Consider the following 14903-nt stretch of genomic DNA (forward strand, 5'->3'; position numbering starts at 1 on the left):
CAGCGAAAGCAGCGCGGGGACTCCGAGAAATGAATTTCTGCAGTCAATGCGGCAAGACGGTCAGTCTGGTGGTTCCGGAAGGAGACAACCTGCCACGGCACGTATGCCAGTGCTGTGGCGCGATCCATTACCAAAACCCGAAGCTGGTTATTGGCTGCATCGCCGAATGGCAGGATAAAATCCTCCTTTGCCGGCGTTCTATCGCCCCACGCTATGGCTTGTGGACGCTGCCCGCGGGCTTCATGGAGAACGGCGAAACGACCCGCCAGGCGGCCACACGCGAGACGCTTGAAGAAGCCTGTGCCCGCGTCGAGCTCGGCGGGCTTTTCTCGCTGGTCAACATTCCGCACATCAACCAGGTGCACCTCTTCTACCGTGCCCGACTGCTCGATACCGGCTTCGCAGCCGGCCTCGAAACCCTCGACACAGCACTCTTCGCCGAGCAGAGCGTGCCGTGGCAGGAACTCGCTTTCCAAAGCGTCACGCTATGCTTGCGGGCCTATTTTGCGGACCGCAAGGCTGGTCGCTTCGTGCTCCACGAAGATGAACTACGGCCAGCGGCGGCAAACACCTGACCCGGACCGGACAATGGCCTAGCTCATACAGCGGGCAAGAGTGACCACCTCCCGCGATCTACTTCATCTTCCTTTGTTCGTCCTCACGCATCTTCTTGCGGAAGAAATAGGGGAACCAGACCGACATGCCGAGTAGGAAGACAATCACAAAAACGCTGAACAGACCGAAGTCGCTCGAAAACAGCAGATCCCAAGCCATCTCTTGCTTACCTTTCGTTGTTTGCTGAATTCTTTTCTTCCGCCGGCGCCGCTCGCGCCGACGGCGTCAGCCTCAGCGTGGGCTGTTTATCGCTCTCCCAGTCGCCCGCCAGCAACCATTCCTGCCGCTCGTCCTCAAGAACGAGGCGCCAGCGACCATGTATCGGCGCCAGCTCAGCGCCATAGACGCCACCCCCTTCGGAGCGCAATGAAACGCTCTGATCGAATCCCGGCCGTGTCGGGTGCGTAATGCGCAAAGCGAGCGTCGCAGGCAATGGCGTACCGTCGTTGGCGCGCAGTAGAACCCGCAGGCGATCGCCGTTGCCGCCTAGAATCAGTTCGGCCTGCAACCCCAATTCAGCCGCGCGCTGGTCACGCTCGCCACGTTGATTGATCGCCAGTCCCTGCTTGTAGTAGTCGTCGGCCACCAGGCCGTCATTGCTGATCACCGCCAGATAGGCCGTCGCGACACCAGCGACAATGACCACCGCCGGTCCGAGCATGATCAGCCAGGGCCAGGGCTCGCGGTACCATGGGCCGCTATCGGTCGCGCGCGTACTCTTCATGGCATGAAGAAACTTGCTTTTTCACGAACGGAGATTTGATCGTTAGTCTCGGAGCGAACCTCGAAGAAGATCTGGTTGGAGCCCTTCTTCGCGCGCCCCGGCTCGACCCGCGCCGAGAGAGAAACGGTATCCGATGAGGCGGCCGGAAGGTCAACGAAGCGCTCGCCGACGATATCAATACCGTCTATGCCACTGACGCTGATCACATAGCGGTGCGCCGCCTCGTCGGTATTCGAAATGCGCAGGGTAAACACGTTCTCGATACGTCCGTCGGTGGCCTCGCGTGACAAGCTCGAGCGATCGCGCAGCACGTCCAGCTTCAGCGGCACGCGCTGGCTGAGACTCCACGCCGCGGCCACGATAATGGCCAGCAGGATGCCGGTATACAGCAGCGTCCTGAAGCGCCACAGGTGGGCGAGGATCTCGCGCGCCGTGTAGTGTTGGGCCAGAGCATTCTCTGTCGAGTAGCGAATCAGCCCGCGTGGCGAGCCAACTTTGTCCATCACCTGATCGCAGGCATCGATACAGGCCGCACAGGCGATACATTCGAGCTGTAGACCATTGCGAATATCGATACCGGTCGGGCACACCTGCACACAGATGCTGCAGTCGACACAGTCACCCAATGGCGGCGTATCCGCGCCCCCCTTCTTCTTGCGCAGCCCGCGCGGCTCGCCGCGCTCGGGGTCGTAACTGATGATCAAGGTGTCCGGGTCGAACATCACGCCCTGGAAGCGTGCGTACGGGCACATGTACTTGCACACCTGTTCGCGGAGGAAACCGGCCATCATGTACAGGAAAAAGGCGTAGAAGAACACCCAGAAACCTTCCCATGGCCCGATCCGGAACGACGCCATTTCGGCGAGCAACTCCTTGATCGGCGTGAAATAGCCGACAAAGGTAATCCCCGTCCATAGCGCAACCAGCAGCCACAGTGAATGCTTGATGAACTTGAGCCGGAACTTGCGCGGATTCATCGGCTGTGCATCGAGCTTGATTCGCGCGGGACGTTCGCCTTCGATCTTGCGTTCAATCCACATCAGGATTTCCGTGTATACGGTCTGTGGACACGCGTAGCCGCAGAACAGGCGCCCCCCGACGGCAGTGACCAGGAACAGCCCATAGGCCGAAATCACCAGCAGAATCGCCAAGTAGATCACGTCCTGCGGCCAGAAAACCATGCCGAAAATGTAAAACTTGCGTTCGACGATGTGGAAAAGTACCGCCTGCCGGCCATTCCATTCGAACCAGCACAGACCATAGAACAAGGCCTGGGTAACGAAAACCATCGCCCAGCGCCAGTTGTTGAACATCCCGGTCACCGTACGGGCGTGAACCGTCTTGTGCTTCTCGTACAAACCTTCGACGTTGATGGGAATGGCCTTGGCCTTTCCGCTGGCCGCCTCATTCATCATCTGAGCTCCGATCAATTTCAGAATTACACCAAACGCTGATATTACCGATCGGCGGCCGACGTGGGTTTGATATGCATCAGCGCCGCCAGCGATTCGGGCGCTCGGCACAGGGCGCGCCGAGGCAGCGCTGGCGACTCTTCTCTGGACCCGAAGGCCAGCGTCCGTGTCCCGGAAAAGCGGAGCAGCAGCCCTGCGGCTGACGCCGCAGGCCCCTTAGGCAGCGCCGGAGGCTTGGCTGAACGAAACCTTCCGAAAGCGACTGCCGCCAATGCACGCGAAAGAAGCGCAGCGTTTGCCGTCGCCGCTCGCCGGCTGCGCGACAGCCCCTTGGCTCGGTTAAGGACTGACGCCGCGCAGTTCGCCGAGGCGCTTGGCCACCAGCAGCGACCATTTGTCGAAAGCGTTCTTGGCATACGACCAGGCCTGGAAGGAGTTCAGATAGCCGCTGGCCCAGGTTTGCGCTGCGCCGACCGTGCTCCCGTCGACGTCCGCCGCGTATTTGCGTCCGATCTCGGTGTCCCTGCACTCGCCGACGACGGCGCCCGACCCACCATCACGGAACTGCATTTCCATGCCCGTCTCGCCCATGTAGGGCGTTGAACCCGCCGGCCTTCCGGTCGCCGCACCGGAACCCGCTTCGACGACAAAACCGTAAGGAATCAGGGTCCCGGCGACGCTGTCGCTGACCTTGGTTGGCACCAGATCGGTGAGTGCGATGCGCATCACCAGCACCCCGGGCCCGGCTTTATCGACCACCTGCATTTGAGGCTTCAAGGCCGTGACCAGCGAATTGTGGAAGTAGTCGGTGAGCGTCTTCAGGTCACTAGGATCGATGGTCGGCGGCTCACTCTGGTCCTTGGGAGGGACGAGCGAGACGACGATGCGCGAGATAAGCACCTTGTCGTACTTGCTGGCGTCGAGTTTGGTATCCCGCCAGCACTCGACCCCCTCAGCTCCGGGGGCTGGCTTCAGGCGCGCGTAATCGGACAGGAAACCGCTTTGTGTCATGCGCGTCTTGTCGCTGGCGGTGACCATCGCGCCGCTTCCCATGATGGCGGTATCGCTCGCGCAACCCGCCAGAAGAAGGACGGCGGCAAGTCCGGCAAGCGCAATGCTGCGCTGACGAAATACAGGTACAACGGCTGCGGATTTCTTCATCGTGTTCCCCTGAAAGGACGTGAGTATGACGCATTGGCGTTGCCAGCGCATCCATTGCGACAGCGGAGCGACGACTGGCGACGAATCTCGGCCAGCCATCAAAAAAGAGCGGCCAAGAGGCCGCTCTCACTAGGCTAGGCAGCACTCCAGCTACTTGCTTTCGGCGCCCTTGTTGAGGCTCAGCACGTAGGCCGACAAAACGTGCACCTTGGCATCGCCGAGAAACTGCTGCCAGGCCGGCATCTGGTTGTTGCGGCCCTTGGTGATGGTTTCGATGATCGCCGGCTCCGAACCGCCGTACAGCCAGATGGAGTCGGTCAGGTTGGGCGCCCCCAGAGCATGCATTCCCTTCGCATCCGGCCCGTGACAGCCCGAGCAACCGACGCTGTTGAAACTCTCCTGGCCTTTGGCGGCGCGCAGCGAATCGGCCGGCAGACCCGACAACGAACGCACGTAGTTGGCGAGGTCCTTGATCGTCTCGGCACCCAGTTGAGCGTGCGCGGGCATCACTCCCATCCGACCATTGCTGATCGTCTCGACGATGGCGGCCGGTTCGCCGCCCCACTGCCAATCGTTGTCGGCGAGGTTCGGGAAGCCTTTCCCACCGCGCGCGTCGGCACCGTGACACTGCATGCAGTAGGTCAGGTACAAGCGCTTGCCGGTTTCGACGCCCTCCTTGTCGGCTGCCAGAGCCGGCAGATCCATCGCCAGGTACTTGTCGTAGAGTGGCTTGGTCTCGGCGTCGGCCTTGGCCACTTCCTTGGCGTACTGCCCGTCGGACGACCACCCCAATACGCCCTGAAAACTGCCCAGCGTCGGATAGAGAACGCAGTAAACCAGCGAAAAAACCACGGTGATGTGGAAAAGCCACATCCACCACTTCGGCAGCGGGTTGTTGTACTCCTCGAGCGTCTCGTCCCAGACGTGACCGGTAGTATCCGCCTTGCCGGAGACAGGCGTGATGTTCTGCGACCAGAGCACGACGCTACAGGCAATGATACTGACGGCCGTCAGGAGAATGACGTACCAGTTCCAGAACTGATTGACAAAATCACTCATGATGCTTTCCTTTTTCCGTGGCGATCCAGGCCGAGCTCGGCCCAATCCGCTTCCTCATCGATGAACGGCAGCATGGCCGCTTCCTCGAAGCGCTTCTTGTTGCCTTTCACGCCGTACGCCCACCACACTATTCCAAGGAAGGTCAGCAGCGAGACGACGGTGACGATGGCTCGTAAATCGTTGATGTCCATGCGCTTACTTCGCGTTCTTCAGTTCGAGGCCCATTCCCTGCAGATAGGCGATGACGGCGTCCAACTCGCTCTTTCCCTCAAGTTGTGCCTTGGCGCCGGCAATTTCCTCATCGCTGTAGGGAACCCCCACCTTGCGCAAGGCACGCATCTTGGTCTCGATCAGCGCAGCATCGGCGGGCGCACCTTCGAGGAAAGCGAAGGCAGGCATGTTCGACTCGGGGACCACGTCGCGCGGATTGATCAGGTGCGCACGGTGCCACTCGTCCGAATAGCGGCCACCGACCCGATGCAGATCCGGGCCGGTACGCTTCGAGCCCCACTGGAAGGGATGGTCGTAGACAAACTCGCCAGCGACCGAGTAGTGGCCATAGCGCTCGGTTTCAGCCCGGAACGGACGAATCATCTGCGAGTGACAGAGGAAGCAGCCCTCGCGGATATAGACATCACGCCCGGTCAGGCGCAGCGGATCGTAAGGCTTCAGCCCGGCCACCGGCTCGGTGGTCGACTTCTGGAAAAAGAGCGGCACGATTTCGACCAGGCCACCGACACTGACCACGAGAATGGTCAGCACCACCATCAGCCAGACATTGCGTTCGATACTGTCATGCGTAAATTTCATTTCAATCCCCTCTTAGGCGTGCTGGGCAGCCGGTTGCAGAACCAGCGCATCGTCCACCGTGCGCCCGCCAGCCATCGTCTTGACCATGTTGTAGGCCATGATCAGCATGCCGGAAAGGAAGAGAACGCCACCGACAAAGCGGATCGCCCAGAAGGGATACGAGGCCTTGACCGATTCAACAAAGCTGTAGGTCAGCGTACCGTCGGCATTGACCGCGCGCCACATCAAGCCCTGCATTACGCCGGCGATCCACATGGAAGCGATGTACAACACGACGCCGATCGTTGCCACCCAGAAATGTACGGTGATCAATTTGACGCTGAACATTTCCGGCTTGCCGTACAAACGCGGCAACAGGTAGTAGATGGAACCAATGGAGATCATCGCCACCCAGCCAAGCGCGCCGGAGTGCACATGCCCGACCGTCCAGTCCGTGTAGTGCGACAGCGCGTTGACCGTCTTGATGGCCATCATCGGGCCTTCGAAAGTCGACATCCCGTAGAACGACAGGGAGGTGATCAGGAACTTGAGAATGGGATCGTCGCGCAGCTTGTGCCAGGCACCCGAGAGGGTCATCACGCCGTTGATCATGCCGCCCCAGGACGGTGCCAGGAGAATCAGCGAGAAGAGCATGCCTACCGACTGGGTCCAGTCGGGAAGCGCTGTGTAATGCAGATGGTGGGGACCGGCCCACATGTAGGTGAAGATCAGCGCCCAGAAGTGCACCACTGACAGGCGATACGAATATACCGGGCGACCGGCCTGCTTGGGGACGAAGTAGTACATCATCCCGAGGAAGCCGGCGGTCAGGAAAAAGCCGACCGCGTTGTGGCCGTACCACCACTGCACCATCGCGTCCTGCACACCCGCGTAGGCCGAGTAGGACTTGGTCAGCGAAACCGGAATGGCAGCGCTATTGACAATGTGCAGCAAGGCGACGGCGAGAATGAAGCCCCCATAGAACCAGTTGGCGACGTAAATGTGGCTGACCTTGCGCTTGGCGATGGTGCCGAAAAACACGACCGCGTAGGCGATCCAGACCAGCGCGATCAGGATATCGATCGGCCACTCGAGTTCGGCATACTCTTTCCCCTGGGTCATCCCCAGCGGCAGGGTGATAGCCGCCAGAACGATCACTGCTTGCCAGCCCCAGAAAGTGAAGGCCGCCAGCCCATCCGAAAAGATTCGCGTGTGGCAGGTACGTTGAACAACGTAATACGAGGTGGCGAAAAGCGCGCTGCCGCCGAACGCAAAGATCACCGCGTTGGTGTGCAGCGGACGCAGGCGACCGAAATGCAGAAAGCCCAGATTAAGGTCAGGCCACACCAGCTGCGCAGCGATGATCACCCCGACCAGCATTCCGACGATGCCCCAGATGACGGTCATCACGGCAAACTGCCGCACCACCTTGTAGTTGTATGTTGACTGAGTTTCCGACATGGACTCACCTCGTTTATGACTGTAAACCGGTTCTCACCGCCCTTAATGCCCTCACCCACTGCATGGGCACTAGCTTTTCGGATGCTATTCTAACCTCTTGCGGCGCAACTTGACACCGCTCAAACTCCAGCCGCTCGACCATCAAGGCCTGATAGACAAAAAAAGGGTGCGCCGAAACGCACCCGAACCCCAACAGAGAAAAAGCCCTTCGCATCTTGCAGCGCACAATGCCAGAGCATTGGCGCCCGTCATGGGATCAATTATCGTGGCCCCAAACGCGTCTGTCTTGATTTGGGTCAAGAGTGGTGGAGATTGGCCGCCGACCATTTCTCTCAACCGGGCCCACGCCGAGCCTCGCCTGGCGACGAATCGGGGTCACTGGCAGCGGGTCTTGTGACCGTATCGTCGTCCATAAGGATGCGGTAGGCCGGGCCTTCGAGGTCATCAAACTGACCGTTGCGCAGAGACCACCAGAAAGCGATGGCGATCAGGAAGACCAGGACGACAGATATCGGAATCAGCAGGTATAGCGTTTCCATCAGCGCTCATCTCGCGGCGACTTGCTGCAGCCGCATAGAATTCAGGACCACCAGCAGCGAACTCCCCGACATGCCGATACCGGCCATCCACGGAGTGATGTAACCGCCCATCGCCAGCGGCAAGGCAACCGCGTTGTAAGCGAAAGACCATAGCAGATTCTGCCGGATCACCGCCAGCGAACGACGCGCAACAAGCACGCCACGACGCAGGTGATCCAGATTCTCGGAGAGCAGCACCAGGTCGGCCTGCGTGCGCGCCAGCTGCGCGCCCCCGCCCATGGCCACCGAAACCTGCGCCTGGGCCAGCACCGGCGCATCGTTGACACCGTCACCAATCATCGCCACCACCGCACCACTGTCCTGCAATTGGCGAACGAAGTCGTGTTTTGCCTGCGGTGACGCCCCCGCCACCACCTCGTCGATGGCCAGGGCCTGCGCCACCCGTTGAACCGCCGGAGCCGCGTCGCCACTCAGCAGGATCACCTGCCGGCCCTGCGCCTGCAAGGCGGCGACCATCGCCGCCGCTTCGGGCCGCAGCTCGTCACCGAGACGAAAGAGCGCCATCCAGCCACTCTCGTCACCGAGAGCGACGACCGTATCGCCCCCGGCCAGCAAGGGTTCGGCCGACGGCGGCAGAGGCTCGCCGTGCAAGGCGAGAACGTAGTCCGGTTGGCCCAGACGCACTCGGCGGCCAGCGTAGCGGGCGCTGATTCCCCGCCCCGGCTCGTTGCTCGGTGCGTCGACAACCGGCACGGCCTGGCCGCTGCTTGCCGTGCGCAAGGCGGCGCCGATCGGGTGCTCGGACGCCTGCTCCAGCGCCGCAGCGAGAGCCAGGCAGAATGCCGACGAACGGTCGTTCAGCGGCATGACTTCAAGCAAACGCATGCGCCCGCTGGTCAGCGTCCCCGTCTTGTCGAAAACGAAATGGCTGGCGCGAGCCAGGGTCTCGACCGCGTGGCTGCGCGTCACCAGCAGGCCAGCCCGAGCCATCGCCCCGCTGGCCACGGTCAGAGCCACCGGCGTCGCCAGCGACAGCGCGCAGGGGCAAGTGACGACCAGTACCGACACCGTAATCCACAGCACCTGCGCCGGGTCGATGGTCCACCAGACGGCGGCGACCGCCGCCGCCACGAGCAGCAAGCTGACGATGAAGCGACTGGCAATCCGGTCGGCCAACTCGACGATGCGCGGCTTCTCGGCTGCTGCCCGCTCCATAAGGCGGACGATCGCCGATAGCCGCGTTCCCTCGCCAACCTGCAGCACCTCGACCAGCAAAGGGCTCTCGACATTGACCGCACCGCCGGTCACGACCAGTCCTGGTCCTTTTCGCACCGGCGCACTTTCGCCGGTGAGCAGCGCCTCGTCGGTACTGCTCGCGCCTTCGATCACCCGCCCGTCGGCGGGAATCGTCTCGCCGGGCCGGACCAGGATGACGTCACCGGGCTGCAGGTCGGCGGCCATCACCTGCTCCACCTCGCGCTTCTCCGGATAGCCGGCAATGCGGCCAGCCACCGCCGGCATCAGCCTGGCCAGTGCTTCGGTGACGCTCACCGCGCGTTGCCGCGCGCTCATCTCCAGGAAACGCCCGCTGAGCAGAAAGAAGACGAACATCGTCACCGAGTCGAAATAGACCTCGCCGCTCGCCGTCAGCGTTGCCCAGACGCTGGCCGCAAAGGCGGCGCCGACGCCGAGGGCAACCGGCACGTCCATGCCGACCCGCCGCAAACGCAGGTCGCGCCACGAGTTGCGGAAGAACGGGGCAGCCGAATAGAAGACCACCGGCGTGGTCAGCAGCAGGCTCGCCCAGCGCAGCAGTTGCTCTATGTCCGCGGTCATCTCGCCGTCGCCGGCCAGGTACAGTGGCAGCGCGTACATCATCACCTGCATCATGCCGAAGCCGGCGACGAACACCCGCCACAACGCACTGCGCCGCTCCTTGCCCGCCAGCTCCTCGCTCTTCGCCGGATCGTACGGATGCGCGTGATAACCGATCGCGGCGATCGCCGCCAGAATATCGGAGAGCTTGATGCGTTGATCATCCCAACGGATTCGGGCACGTCGCGTGGCGTAGTTGATGTCCACCGCGGTGACCCCGGCAAGGCGCGAAAGATGCTGCTCGTTAAGCCAGATACACGCCGAACAGGTGATCCCTTCGAGGATCAGCGACGCTTCCCGCTCGCTGCCTCCGACACCGTCGCGACCGGCTTCGCCCGCCGCGGCGAGAACGCGCACGAAGCTTTTCTGGAAATCAGGGTGATCGTAAATCTGCAGGCCGTCGACGACGCTCGGCAGCGCCTCGCGCGGCGAATCGGGCAGCTGGTCGCGGTTGCGGTAGTACTCGGCGAGCCCGTTGCCGACAATCGCCTGCGCCACCGCCTGGCAGCCACCACAGCACATCGCGCGCGGCTGACCGTCGATGCCTACCTCCAGATCAACGCCGACCGGCACAGGCTGGCCGCAATGGTAGCAATTGCTGTTGTTCATCACCGCCAGGGACAAGAAAAGGGCGCCGCCCGGCGCCCGCATGAAGCGAAGGATCGCTGCCTCGAAGGCAGCATGTGCATCCAGGGCGCAGCCCGGAAACTGCCGGCATCTTACCGTCAATCGCGCCGCAGCACGGACAACGGCCGGCACGCGAAGGCTGCGGGCAAGCGACGAACGATTCACCGCCAGGCACTGCCAGAACGCCCGCACAGCCGCACTACCCACCGTCGCATGCCGCTCGATAGGCGCTGACGGTGCATGAAACTGGTTATAATTGCACGTTTTTTCGTCCCCGCCTGCTGCCGATGCTCGTCTATCGCGGTTACTCTCGCAAAGCGCACAGCGCCACTGTACTGACCATTGGCAACTTCGATGGCGTGCACCTTGGTCATCGCGCGCTTCTCGCCCGCCTGACGGCCGTGGCCGCGGACGCCGGCCTGCCGGCGGCAGTGCTCACCTTCGAGCCGCACCCGCGCGAGTTCTTCGCGCCGCAAATGGCGCCGTCGCGCCTGTCCACGCTGCGCGAGAAACTCGAACTGCTCGCCGACGACGGCGTCGACCTGACCTACGTCTGCCATTTCAACGGCGGCTTCGCCGCTTTGAGCGCCGACGACTTCATTGCCACGGTACTGGTTGACGCGCTGCGTGTCCGCCATCTGATCGTCGGCGACGACTTCCGTTTTGGCGCTCGCCGCAGCGGTGACTTCGCGCTGCTGCGCGAGGCCGGCGCGCGCCTCGGCTTTCAGGTCGAATCCATGCCCAGCGTCACCCTCGAAGGCGAACGCGCCTCCAGTTCGGCGGTCCGCGATGCACTGGAGGACGGGCGGCTGGAGCACGCCGCGCGTCTGCTCGGCCGCCCCTATTCGATCGACGGGCGGGTGGTGCATGGCGACAAGATCGGCCGGCAACTGGGCTTCGCCACCGCGAATATCCGCATCAAACACCAGAAACCTCCGCTGCAAGGCGTCTTCGCGGTCGAGGTGAAGGGACTTCCTGGCGGCCCGCACCGCGGTGCGGCCAATCTTGGCTACCGCCCGAGCGCCAACCGGGTAACGCGACCGCTGCTGGAAGTGCACCTCTTCGATTTCTGTGCGGACATCTACGGCGCGCACCTGAACGTTCGCTTCCTGCACAAGCTGCGCGACGAAATGAAATTTCCCGACTTCAACGCCCTGAAAGCGCAAATCGCCAACGACGTCGAAGCCGCGAAAGCCTACTTCCAGTTCTGAGAACCGCCATGGCTGACTACAAGCAAACCCTCAACCTGACCGACACGCCGTTTCCGATGCGTGGCAACCTCCCCAGCCGCGAACCGCAGTGGGTCGCCGCCTGGCAGGAGAGCAGGCTCTACGAGCGCATCCGCGAGCTGGCGCAGGGACGGCCACGCTTCGTTCTGCACGATGGCCCCCCCTACGCCAACGGCGACATTCACATCGGTCACGCGGTCAACAAGATCCTCAAGGACATCATCGTTCGATCCAAGACGCTGGCCGGCTTCGATGCCCCCTACGTGCCGGGCTGGGATTGCCACGGCCTGCCGATCGAGCATCAGATCGAAAAGCTGCACGGCAAACACGTTCCTGCCGACCAGGTGCGCGCCCTCTGCCGCGCCTTCGCCGGCGAGCAGGTCGAACGGCAAAAGAAGGACTTCATCCGCCTCGGCATTCTCGGCGAGTGGAACAATCCATACCTGACCATGGACTTCACGACCGAGGCCGACGAAATCCGCGCGCTCGGGGCGATCCTAGAAAAAGGCTACCTCTACCAGGGTCTGAAACCGGTCAACTGGTGTCTCGACTGTGGCTCGGCGCTGGCCGAAGCCGAAGTCGAGTACGAAGACAAGAGCTCGGCGGCGATCGACGTCGCCTTCGAGGTACACCCCAATCACGCCGACAAGGTGGCCAGGGCGTTCGGCCTGACGCACCTGCGTGGCCCCGCTTTCGCCGTCATCTGGACGACCACTCCCTGGACCCTGCCGGCCAACGAGGCGGTCAGCGCGCACCCGGACTTCGACTACCAGCTGATCGACACTCCGAAAGGGGCGCTGCTCCTGGTTCGCGAACTCGCCGATGCCTGCCTGCAACGCTATGCGCTGAGCGGTAAGGTGCTGGGTTCCGCCAAGGGCGCGGCGCTCGAACAGGTGCTCCTGCGTCACCCTTTCCAAACGCGCGACGTGGCGATCATCTGCGGTCGACACGTCACCGTCGAAGCCGGCACCGGACTGGTGCACACGGCGCCTGCGCACGGCACCGACGACTACCTGATCGGCAAGGTCTATGGCCTGCCGGTGAACAACCCGGTCGGAGACGACGGCCGCTTCGTAGCCGGAACCCCGGCGCTGTCGGTCGGCGAACTGGTCGGAAGAAGCGTCTGGGAAGCCAACCCGCTGGTCCTCCAGGAACTCGCCGCCAGCGGCCACCTGCTGTGCTCGGAAACAATTCAGCACAGCTACCCGCACTGCTGGCGCCACAAGACGCCGATCATCTTCCGGGCCACGACGCAGTGGTTCGTCGGCATGGAGCAGCGGGCAACCTCAGGCGACGCTTCGCCGACGGCGGATGGCGCACCTAGCTCACACGGCTCACATGGCGCAGCCAACGAAGAGGAAGCGAGCTTGCGCTGGCGCGCCGAGCGCGCCGTCGACGAAACGCAGTTCTTCCCCAGCTGGGGTCGAGCGCGCCTCGAAGCGATGATCAAGACACGCCCCGACTGGTGCGTTTCGCGGCAGCGCAACTGGGGAGTTCCGATCCCCTTCTTCCTGCATCGCGAAACCGGCGCACCGCATCCGCGCACCGCCGAACTGGTCGAAGCCGTCGCCCTGCGCGTCGAGAAATCCGGCATCGAAGCCTGGTTCGCGCTCGAGGCGAACGAACTGCTCGGCGCCGAAGCCGATCACTATCGCAAGATGAGCGACACCCTCGACGTCTGGTTCGACTCCGGCGCGACGCACTCCAGCGTCCTGCGCGGATCGCATCGTACGCAACTCGCCTACCCCGCCGATCTTTACCTCGAAGGTTCCGATCAGCATCGCGGCTGGTTCCAGAGTTCGCTACTCATCGGCTGTGCAATGGACGGCCGTGCGCCCTACAACGCCCTGCTCACGCACGGCTTCGTGGTCGACGGCAAGGGCCTGAAAATGTCCAAGTCGAAAGGCAACGTGATTGCCCCACAGAAGATCGCCGATACCCTGGGCACCGAAATCCTCCGCCTGTGGGTCGCCGCCACAGACTACTCTGGCGAGTTGTCGATCTCCGACGAGATTCTCAAGCGGGTCGTCGAGTCCTACCGGCGAATCCGCAACACGCTGCGCTTCCTGCTCGCCAACACCGCCGACTTCGACGCCCCGCGCGACCTGCTGCCCGTCGAACAGTGGCTCGAAATCGACCGCTACGCGCTGGCCATGACGCGCGAAATGCAGGCGCAGTGCGAAGCCGATTACGCTCGCTTCGAGTTCCACCGCGTCGTCCAGTCGCTGCAGACCTTCTGTTCCGAAGATCTCGGCGGCTTCTACCTCGACATCCTCAAGGACCGTCTGTACACCACCGCCGCCAGCTCGCCGGCGCGGCGCTCAGCGCAAAGCGCTCTGTGGCATATCCTGCAAAGCTTCGTCAAATTGATGGCCCCGGTTCTCTCCTTCACCGCCGAAGAGATCTGGCAGATTCAGACCGGCGACGCCGCGCAGTCAGTCATGCTGCACACTTGGGAAGCGCTGCCGGAGCCGGCGGACGAAGGCGAGCTACTCGACAAGTGGCAGAAAATCCGTGCCTATCGCGCCGACGTCATGCGCGCCCTCGAAGAGCTGCGCAGCGCCGGAAAGATCGGCTCGTCGCTGCAGGCCGAGGTACGCCTGCACTGCGCCGGCGAGAAGTACGAGATCCTCGCCTCGCTCGGCGACGATCTGCGCTTCGTCCTGATCTGTTCGCAGGCCACGGCGATCGAGGTCAGCGACGGCGCCGGCGAGCGTTTGCATTGCGCGCCACTGGTGGCCGCCAAGTGCGAACGCTGCTGGCATGTCCGCGACGACGTCGGGAGCCACGCCGATCGGCCAGGCCTCTGCGGCCGCTGCGTCAGCAACCTGGACGGAGAAGGCGAAACCCGTGCCTTCGCGTAATATCGAACGCTGGCTATGGCTGGCCGGCGTAATCATCGTCCTCGATCAGCTCAGCAAGTGGCTGGTTCTGGCCAAGCTGCAGCCTGGCGATTCGATTTACGTCGCCCCGTTCTTCAACTGGGTGCTGACCTTCAACGCCGGCGCGGCGTTCAGCTTCCTCTCCGATGCCGGCGGCTGGCAGCGCTGGTTCTTCACGCTCATGGCGCTGGCCATCTCGGCATGGATCGTCAGCATCCTGCCACGCCACAGCGGTGAGTTCAGGATTTCGCTGGCCCTCACCCTGATCCTTGGCGGCGCACTCGGCAACGTCATCGACCGGCTGCGCTTTGGTGCCGTCGTCGATTTCGTTCAATGGCACGCTGCCGGTTTCTACTGGCCGGCCTTCAACATCGCTGACGCGGCGATCAGCATCGGCGCCGTGTTGATGATTATCGACCAACTGTTCGGCAAGCACGACAGCGACGACCGTGCCGCGCGATCAGGCCACGGCAAACGCACTTGAGCCACGACCGTGACCGCGGCGCTGCCGCAACCACGACAGGAAGCGC

General features: G+C 62.7%; 14 protein-coding genes. 4 read left to right on the forward strand and 10 right to left on the reverse strand.

The genetic code is table 11. From position 1 onward, the window contains the following. Positions 1-29: 29 nt before the first annotated feature. Positions 30-575, forward strand: a complete 546-nt coding sequence (locus QZ634_RS06420) for an NUDIX hydrolase (RefSeq protein ID WP_291986529.1) — start codon at positions 30-32, stop codon at positions 573-575. Positions 576-633: 58 nt separating this feature from the next. Here QZ634_RS06420 and QZ634_RS06425 read toward each other — a convergent pair whose 3' ends face one another. From QZ634_RS06425 to QZ634_RS06470, 10 genes are all read right to left on the reverse strand, one after another. Next, positions 634-774 carry a DUF3149 domain-containing protein gene (locus QZ634_RS06425; RefSeq protein WP_291986531.1) on the reverse strand — a complete coding sequence of 47 codons (141 nt, stop codon included), beginning with the start codon at positions 772-774 and terminating at the stop codon, positions 634-636. A 7-nt stretch (positions 775-781) separates the two neighbouring features. Then, positions 782-1339 (reverse strand): FixH family protein, encoded by a 558-nt coding sequence (locus QZ634_RS06430; protein WP_291986533.1) that lies wholly within the window; start codon positions 1337-1339, stop codon positions 782-784. Beyond that, a complete protein-coding gene (gene ccoG, locus QZ634_RS06435; protein WP_291988053.1) occupies positions 1336-2751 on the reverse strand; it encodes a cytochrome c oxidase accessory protein CcoG in 1416 nt (471 codons plus the stop codon). Before ccoG ends, QZ634_RS06430 begins: the two co-directional genes overlap by 4 nt. A 339-nt stretch (positions 2752-3090) precedes the next feature. Then, on the reverse strand, positions 3091-3912 hold the full coding sequence (locus QZ634_RS06440; RefSeq protein WP_291986535.1) for a DUF3313 domain-containing protein: 822 nt from the start codon (positions 3910-3912) through the stop codon (positions 3091-3093). Positions 3913-4062: 150 nt separating this feature from the next. Next, positions 4063-4971 carry a cytochrome-c oxidase, cbb3-type subunit III gene (ccoP, locus tag QZ634_RS06445; protein ID WP_291986538.1) on the reverse strand — a complete coding sequence of 303 codons (909 nt, stop codon included), beginning with the start codon at positions 4969-4971 and terminating at the stop codon, positions 4063-4065. Further along, positions 4968-5162, reverse strand: a complete 195-nt coding sequence (locus QZ634_RS06450; RefSeq protein WP_043565437.1) for a CcoQ/FixQ family Cbb3-type cytochrome c oxidase assembly chaperone — start codon at positions 5160-5162, stop codon at positions 4968-4970. Before QZ634_RS06450 ends, ccoP begins: the two co-directional genes overlap by 4 nt. A gap of 4 nt (positions 5163-5166) precedes the next feature. Beyond that, positions 5167-5781 carry a cytochrome-c oxidase, cbb3-type subunit II gene (gene ccoO, locus QZ634_RS06455; protein ID WP_291986540.1) on the reverse strand — a complete coding sequence of 205 codons (615 nt, stop codon included), beginning with the start codon at positions 5779-5781 and terminating at the stop codon, positions 5167-5169. A gap of 12 nt (positions 5782-5793) precedes the next feature. Further along, entirely contained in the window at positions 5794-7221 is a 1428-nt protein-coding gene (gene ccoN / locus QZ634_RS06460) for a cytochrome-c oxidase, cbb3-type subunit I (protein ID WP_291986543.1), read from the reverse strand. A gap of 332 nt (positions 7222-7553) precedes the next feature. Next, positions 7554-7760: a cbb3-type cytochrome oxidase assembly protein CcoS gene (gene ccoS / locus QZ634_RS06465; protein ID WP_291986545.1), complete on the reverse strand. Its 207-nt coding sequence runs from the start codon at positions 7758-7760 to the stop codon at positions 7554-7556. 6 nt (positions 7761-7766) lie between these two features. After that, positions 7767-10244, reverse strand: a complete 2478-nt coding sequence (locus tag QZ634_RS06470; RefSeq protein WP_291986547.1) for a heavy metal translocating P-type ATPase — start codon at positions 10242-10244, stop codon at positions 7767-7769. Between the two features lie 305 nt (positions 10245-10549). On the opposite strand from QZ634_RS06470, the gene QZ634_RS06475 reads away from it, so the two are divergent. Genes QZ634_RS06475 through lspA form a run of 3 tightly spaced genes read left to right on the forward strand, consistent with a single transcriptional unit; the run spans position 10550 to position 14857 of the window. Beyond that, positions 10550-11473 (forward strand): bifunctional riboflavin kinase/FAD synthetase, encoded by a 924-nt coding sequence (locus QZ634_RS06475; protein WP_291988055.1) that lies wholly within the window; start codon positions 10550-10552, stop codon positions 11471-11473. Positions 11474-11481: 8 nt separating this feature from the next. Next, entirely contained in the window at positions 11482-14355 is a 2874-nt protein-coding gene (gene ileS, locus QZ634_RS06480) for an isoleucine--tRNA ligase (protein ID WP_291986549.1), read from the forward strand. Beyond that, the gene (gene lspA, locus QZ634_RS06485; RefSeq protein ID WP_291986551.1) at positions 14342-14857 is read left to right on the forward strand and encodes a signal peptidase II; all 516 of its coding nucleotides are present in this window, start codon (positions 14342-14344) and stop codon (positions 14855-14857) included. The genes ileS and lspA overlap by 14 nt, the downstream gene beginning before the upstream one ends. The last annotated feature ends 46 nt before the right edge of the window (positions 14858-14903 follow it).

The organism is Candidatus Accumulibacter sp. ACC007 (genome assembly GCF_907163205.1).
Taxonomy (GTDB): Bacteria; Pseudomonadota; Gammaproteobacteria; order Burkholderiales; family Rhodocyclaceae; genus Accumulibacter; species Accumulibacter regalis.

Bases quoted from the DNA above. Each gene is read 5' to 3' on its own strand.
- QZ634_RS06440 (WP_291986535.1), bottom strand. From the start codon at position 3,912: ATGAAGAAATCCGCAGCCGTTGTACCTGTATTTCGTCAGCGCAGCATT.
- QZ634_RS06430 (WP_291986533.1), bottom strand. From the start codon at position 1,339: ATGAAGAGTACGCGCGCGACCGATAGCGGCCCATGGTACCGCGAGCCC.
- ccoP (WP_291986538.1), bottom strand. From the start codon at position 4,971: ATGAGTGATTTTGTCAATCAGTTCTGGAACTGGTACGTCATTCTCCTG.
- QZ634_RS06475 (WP_291988055.1), top strand. From the start codon at position 10,550: ATGCTCGTCTATCGCGGTTACTCTCGCAAAGCGCACAGCGCCACTGTA.
- ccoG (WP_291988053.1), bottom strand. From the start codon at position 2,751: ATGAATGAGGCGGCCAGCGGAAAGGCCAAGGCCATTCCCATCAACGTC.
- ccoO (WP_291986540.1), bottom strand. From the start codon at position 5,781: ATGAAATTTACGCATGACAGTATCGAACGCAATGTCTGGCTGATGGTG.
- QZ634_RS06450 (WP_043565437.1), bottom strand. From the start codon at position 5,162: ATGGACATCAACGATTTACGAGCCATCGTCACCGTCGTCTCGCTGCTG.
- ileS (WP_291986549.1), top strand. From the start codon at position 11,482: ATGGCTGACTACAAGCAAACCCTCAACCTGACCGACACGCCGTTTCCG.
- ccoN (WP_291986543.1), bottom strand. From the start codon at position 7,221: ATGTCGGAAACTCAGTCAACATACAACTACAAGGTGGTGCGGCAGTTT.
- QZ634_RS06420 (WP_291986529.1), top strand. From the start codon at position 30: ATGAATTTCTGCAGTCAATGCGGCAAGACGGTCAGTCTGGTGGTTCCG.
- ccoS (WP_291986545.1), bottom strand. From the start codon at position 7,760: ATGGAAACGCTATACCTGCTGATTCCGATATCTGTCGTCCTGGTCTTC.
- QZ634_RS06470 (WP_291986547.1), bottom strand. From the start codon at position 10,244: ATGAACAACAGCAATTGCTACCATTGCGGCCAGCCTGTGCCGGTCGGC.
- QZ634_RS06425 (WP_291986531.1), bottom strand. From the start codon at position 774: ATGGCTTGGGATCTGCTGTTTTCGAGCGACTTCGGTCTGTTCAGCGTT.